This is a genomic window from Vibrio sp. HI00D65 (assembly GCF_001635455.1).
Classification (GTDB): Bacteria; Pseudomonadota; Gammaproteobacteria; order Enterobacterales; family Vibrionaceae; genus Vibrio.
Genome location: NZ_LWEH01000545.1, coordinates 1 through 285, shown reverse-complemented (window position 1 = coordinate 285; position 285 = coordinate 1). Strand labels below are relative to the sequence as shown.

Sequence of the window (285 nt, the reverse complement as noted above, 5' to 3'; positions counted from 1 at the left end):
CCTTCGTGCTCCTCCGTTACTCTTTGGGAGGAGACCGCCCCAGTCAAACTACCCACCAGGCACTGTCCGTAACCCCGATTCAGGGGCCAACGTTAGAACATCAACACTACAAGGGTGGTATTTCAAGGACGACTCCACCACATCTGGCGACGCGGTTTCAAAGTCTCCCACCTATCCTACACATGTAGGGTCAATGTTCAGTGCCAAGCTGTAGTAAAGGTTCACGGGGTCTTTCCGTCTAGCCGCGGGTACACTGCATCTTCACAGCGATTTCAATTTCACTGA

The 285-nt window shown here is 52.6% G+C and carries 1 rRNA gene; it reads right to left on the bottom strand.

Annotated elements, in window-relative coordinates:
• Positions 1 to 285, bottom strand: a 23S ribosomal RNA gene (locus A3712_RS23365); the annotation flags it as partial.